This window comes from Alkalibacillus haloalkaliphilus C5 (assembly GCF_000269905.1).
In the GTDB taxonomy this organism is placed as follows: Bacteria; Bacillota; Bacilli; order Bacillales; family Alkalibacillaceae; genus Alkalibacillus; species Alkalibacillus haloalkaliphilus_A.
Genome location: NZ_AKIF01000201.1, coordinates 1 through 4,096 on the forward strand (window position 1 = coordinate 1; position 4,096 = coordinate 4,096).

Below are 4,096 nucleotides of genomic sequence, written 5' to 3' on the forward strand. Positions count from 1 at the left end.
CCCTGAATTAACCGGTGATTACTCATGCCTGCAAGAAATTAATGATACGATTAAGACAAGCCAAGATTCATTAGAACAACTCATGGAAGAATGGGAAACGTTACAAGAAGAGCTCGAGTCGTTTAAGGCTAGTTCTTAAGTTATAAAGCACTTGGAATTCATTCCTAGTGCTTTTTTGTGTATAAGTATAGTTTATCCACTAGACAAGTACCCAACACACCAAGTTTTGCACAGACTTATTAACAAAGTCCACAAAATTAACCACTTTTGTCCACAAGAATTATACACAAGTTCACATACCGTCACACCTAAAATTATAAAAAATACCCACAACTTTGTGTATAAGTTGTGGGTAATCAATTACATCATTAATCCTGGATTAGCATTTAAGTTAAGCGAAGCATAATTTTGTTTATGATACTCAACAGAAGCCGCAGCACCAATCATCGCTGCATTATCTGTACATAGATATAATGGCGGGATCGTTAATTCGACATCAGTTTCTGCAAAACGCTGTTCCATTCTCGCTCTTAATGTCTTATTTGCAGAAACGCCACCAGCGACGATTAACTGTTTAACGCCGTAATCTTTTGCTGCATCATACGTTTTATCAACTAACACATCAATAACACTCTCTTGGAAAGACGTGGCGACATTTTCAACATCAATCTCTTCACCTTTTTGTCTTAAGTGATGCAACTTGTTAATAACGGCTGTTTTAAGACCGCTGAAGCTAAAATCATATGAACCTTCCTCTAAATAAGATCGTGGAAAGTTATAAGTATCTTTACCTTCTTGTGCTAAACGGTCAATCTGTGGACCACCTGGGTAAGGTAAGCTTAAAGCTTTAGCCACTTTGTCATACGCTTCTCCTGCTGCATCATCTCGTGTTTCACCGATAATCTCATACTCACCGTGTTCTTCCATATAAATGAGTTCGGTGTGTCCTCCTGATACAACTAAGGACAACAACGGAAACTCAAACTCTTTTTCCAATCGGTTAGCATATATATGACCTGCAATATGATGTACACCAATGACTGGTTTTCCGTGTGCATAAGCTAATGCTTTAGCCGCATTAACACCAACGAGTAATGCACCAACAAGGCCTGGTCCTTCTGTTACAGCAACAGCATCAATATTTTCCATCGTCACATCAGCTTCTGTTAACGCTTGTTCCAATATGACAGTCATTTGTTCGATATGATGTCTTGATGCCACCTCTGGTACTACACCACCAAACTTTTGGTGGATGTCCATTTGGGTAGCTACAACATTTGAAAGCAGCTTTGTTCCGCCTTGCACGACTGCAGCTGCTGTTTCATCACAACTTGTCTCAATTGCTAAGATCAATTCATTTTTTCTATCATGATATTTTCACCCACATTACATAAGCATCTTCTTGATCTGGGTAGTAGTTTTCACGTCTACCGACAATCTCGAGTCCAAATTTTTCGTACATCTTTTGCGCAACTTTATTTGATTCACGTACTTCTAACGTTAATTCCTCTACACCGAATCGTTTCGTCATTTTCATTACTTGCTCAAACAATTTCTCACCATATTTATGCCCTCGTTCTTCTGGTAAAACCGCAATATTTGTTATTTGTGCTGACTCCATAACAATCCAAACACCACAATAAGCAATGACTCGTTCATCTTTTTCCAAAACTAAATAGTGCGAAAAACGATTTTTCACGAGGTCAAATTCAAAGTCTTCTCGCTTCCAAGGGGATTGAAAAGAAGCTAACTCCACGTTCATAACATCATCTAAATCCGTTAACTCCATTTTGCGAATTATTGTTTTGTTCATCTTTTCTACCTGTTTTGATTTTGCTCTAACCATTTCGCTTCGGCCTCCACCATTCGATGATACTGAGGTTTTAACACATGAACAGGTGTCGGTTCACGTTCAAGCGCTAAATGTGCTAACATACTAGCTCTCGGTAAATTCATAGAATGTTGAATAATATTTGCTTGTGCTCCTAGTTTCTCTTTTATTAGTTCATCAAATTGATGATTCGTTGAGCTAATAAAATGAACGGTCTCATCTATATTTTGTAACTGTTCTAACCAAGATTCCATTGATGTATTGAGGTCATCTTTCACGTTTGTTATTTGTCCGTTTTGAGCTTGATATAGTCCTGTGAAGACATTACCCCTTCTAGCATCAAAAAATGGACATATATAGCCATTATGATAGGTTAAATTAGCTGCTAACATTTCTAAACTAGATATTGCGACAACGGGTACATTTAATGTCCATGCCATCGTCTTAGCCGTCGTCATCCCAATTCTTAAACCAGTGTAAGAGCCAGGCCCTTCTGAAATAGTTATTAAATTTAAATCTTTCGGCGTTAAATTTGCCTGGTTAAATATATAATCAACAGCTGGCATCAGTTGTATTGAGTGATTACGTTTTACATTCACCGTCAACTCCGCAGCTAATTGATTATCTTTCAATATTGCAACACTCATCGGTTGATTTGAAGTATCGATCGCTAACACGTTCATAGTTTGAGCTCCTTGCATAATTCATTTAAATGATCACTATGAGGAGTTAATATGATTTCACGTCGCTCCTCATCTATCTTTTTTATATTAATTTGTAATCGTTCTTCCGGTAAAAAGTCTAATATAAATTGTGACCACTCTATTACGGTCACACCTTCTGCATTAAAGTAGTCATCAAAGCCGATATCTTCTTCACTATCTTCTAAACGGTACACATCCATGTGGTAAAGTGGCATACGGCCTTTATACTCTTTAACGATTGTAAAAGTTGGGCTATTAACCGTTCGCTTTACAGCTAAACCTTCTGCTAAACCTTTAGTAAAAGTTGTTTTACCAGCGCCTAAATCACCGTCTAACGTCAACACATCATTAGGCATTAACTTCTCTCCTATTTGTTTAGCTAAACGTTGCGTTTCATTTTCATTTATTGTTGTGAACTTGTACATATATAATCACCTATTAATTATTATGAATGCTCATATCCTTTACGGTCTAAAAGCGTTATTTGGTCACCTTCAATTAAATTAACCTTTGGAGTTGAAGATGAGCTTGTTACCGTTCCGATTGATTTAATGGGGACATTCAACTTTTGACAAGACTGTTCTAATTGTTTCCATTCTTGTACAGAACAAGTCCCGACTAATTCAAAATCCTCACCAGCAGATAAAATGAGTTCTTTTAGAAATGTTGAATTAAGCTTTTTCATCTCTTGATGGACAGGCAAAGATTCATAATTGATTTCTATATTTACTAATGATGCTTCTGCAATTTCATTTAACTCAGTCGAAATCCCGTCACTCATATCATTTAAACAAACCCTACTAAGCGGCTCTGAAGCATACAGAAAATCTTGTCTTGGAACTGGACGCTTATGACGGTTAATGAAATAGTCTTCATTCATTTGTTTGTTTAATAAATGTAAACCATAACCTGATTCACCTAAATAACCAGTAACAAATACAACGTCTCCTACTTCGGCTTGAGACCTTAATCTTTTTTTGTTCGGTAAGACAGATCCAAAAGCAGTAATTGATATCATAAGTTTATTTGAAGAAGTCGTGTCACCGCCAATTAAATCCATATTATATACTTTTGATAACTCGTTCAGACCATCATATAACGATTGAATATCTTTATGATTGTAATCACTTGGTACATTAAGGGTTATTATGTAATATAATGGCTTACTTCCCATAGCAATTAAATCACTAACATTAGCAGCTAGAACGCGGTGTCCAACATCTGATAAGTTCATATAATTTAAAGAAAAGTGAACATCCTCAATCATTGCATCAGCTACAATGACAAGCTCATGGCCATTAGGCGGCTTAATAACAGCACCATCATCGCCAATTCCCGTAACAACAGAGCTTTGACGGTAAAAAGATGGGGTTATTTGACTAATAAGATCAGTCTCTTTCATCATAGAACCTCTCCATATCTTCAGTATAACTGTATCATAGCAAAGATGGCTCATTAAGGGAAATAATCATCTTTTAAGCCAACTATGTAAAATCGCTCTATAAATGTAAAAAAACCTTGTGAATTTTATTCACAAGGTACTGAATGGTCTGAAATAATA

The 4,096-nt window shown here is 36.5% G+C and carries 5 protein-coding genes; all 5 read right to left on the reverse strand.

Translation table 11 applies throughout. The features are described from left to right. Window positions 1-360: 360 nt before the first annotated feature. Genes tsaD through thiL form a run of 5 tightly spaced genes read right to left on the reverse strand, consistent with a single transcriptional unit; the run spans window position 361 to window position 3,937 of the window. The gene (gene tsaD, locus A194_RS0115150) at window positions 361-1,353 is read right to left on the reverse strand and encodes a tRNA (adenosine(37)-N6)-threonylcarbamoyltransferase complex transferase subunit TsaD (RefSeq protein WP_017187642.1); all 993 of its coding nucleotides are present in this window, start codon (window positions 1,351-1,353) and stop codon (window positions 361-363) included. 13 nt (window positions 1,354-1,366) lie between these two features. Next, window positions 1,367-1,846, reverse strand: a complete 480-nt coding sequence (gene rimI, locus A194_RS0115155) for a ribosomal protein S18-alanine N-acetyltransferase (protein ID WP_017187643.1) — start codon at window positions 1,844-1,846, stop codon at window positions 1,367-1,369. Continuing rightward, a complete protein-coding gene (gene tsaB, locus A194_RS0115160) occupies window positions 1,819-2,514 on the reverse strand; it encodes a tRNA (adenosine(37)-N6)-threonylcarbamoyltransferase complex dimerization subunit type 1 TsaB (RefSeq protein ID WP_017187644.1) in 696 nt (231 codons plus the stop codon). Before tsaB ends, rimI begins: the two co-directional genes overlap by 28 nt. Further along, on the reverse strand, window positions 2,511-2,960 hold the full coding sequence (tsaE, locus tag A194_RS0115165; protein ID WP_017187645.1) for a tRNA (adenosine(37)-N6)-threonylcarbamoyltransferase complex ATPase subunit type 1 TsaE: 450 nt from the start codon (window positions 2,958-2,960) through the stop codon (window positions 2,511-2,513). The genes tsaB and tsaE overlap by 4 nt, the downstream gene beginning before the upstream one ends. A 20-nt stretch (window positions 2,961-2,980) precedes the next feature. Further along, complete coding sequence (thiL, locus tag A194_RS0115170; RefSeq protein ID WP_029425367.1) at window positions 2,981-3,937, reverse strand: thiamine-phosphate kinase; 957 nt, start codon at window positions 3,935-3,937, stop codon at window positions 2,981-2,983. Between the last annotated feature and the right edge of the window lie 159 nt (window positions 3,938-4,096).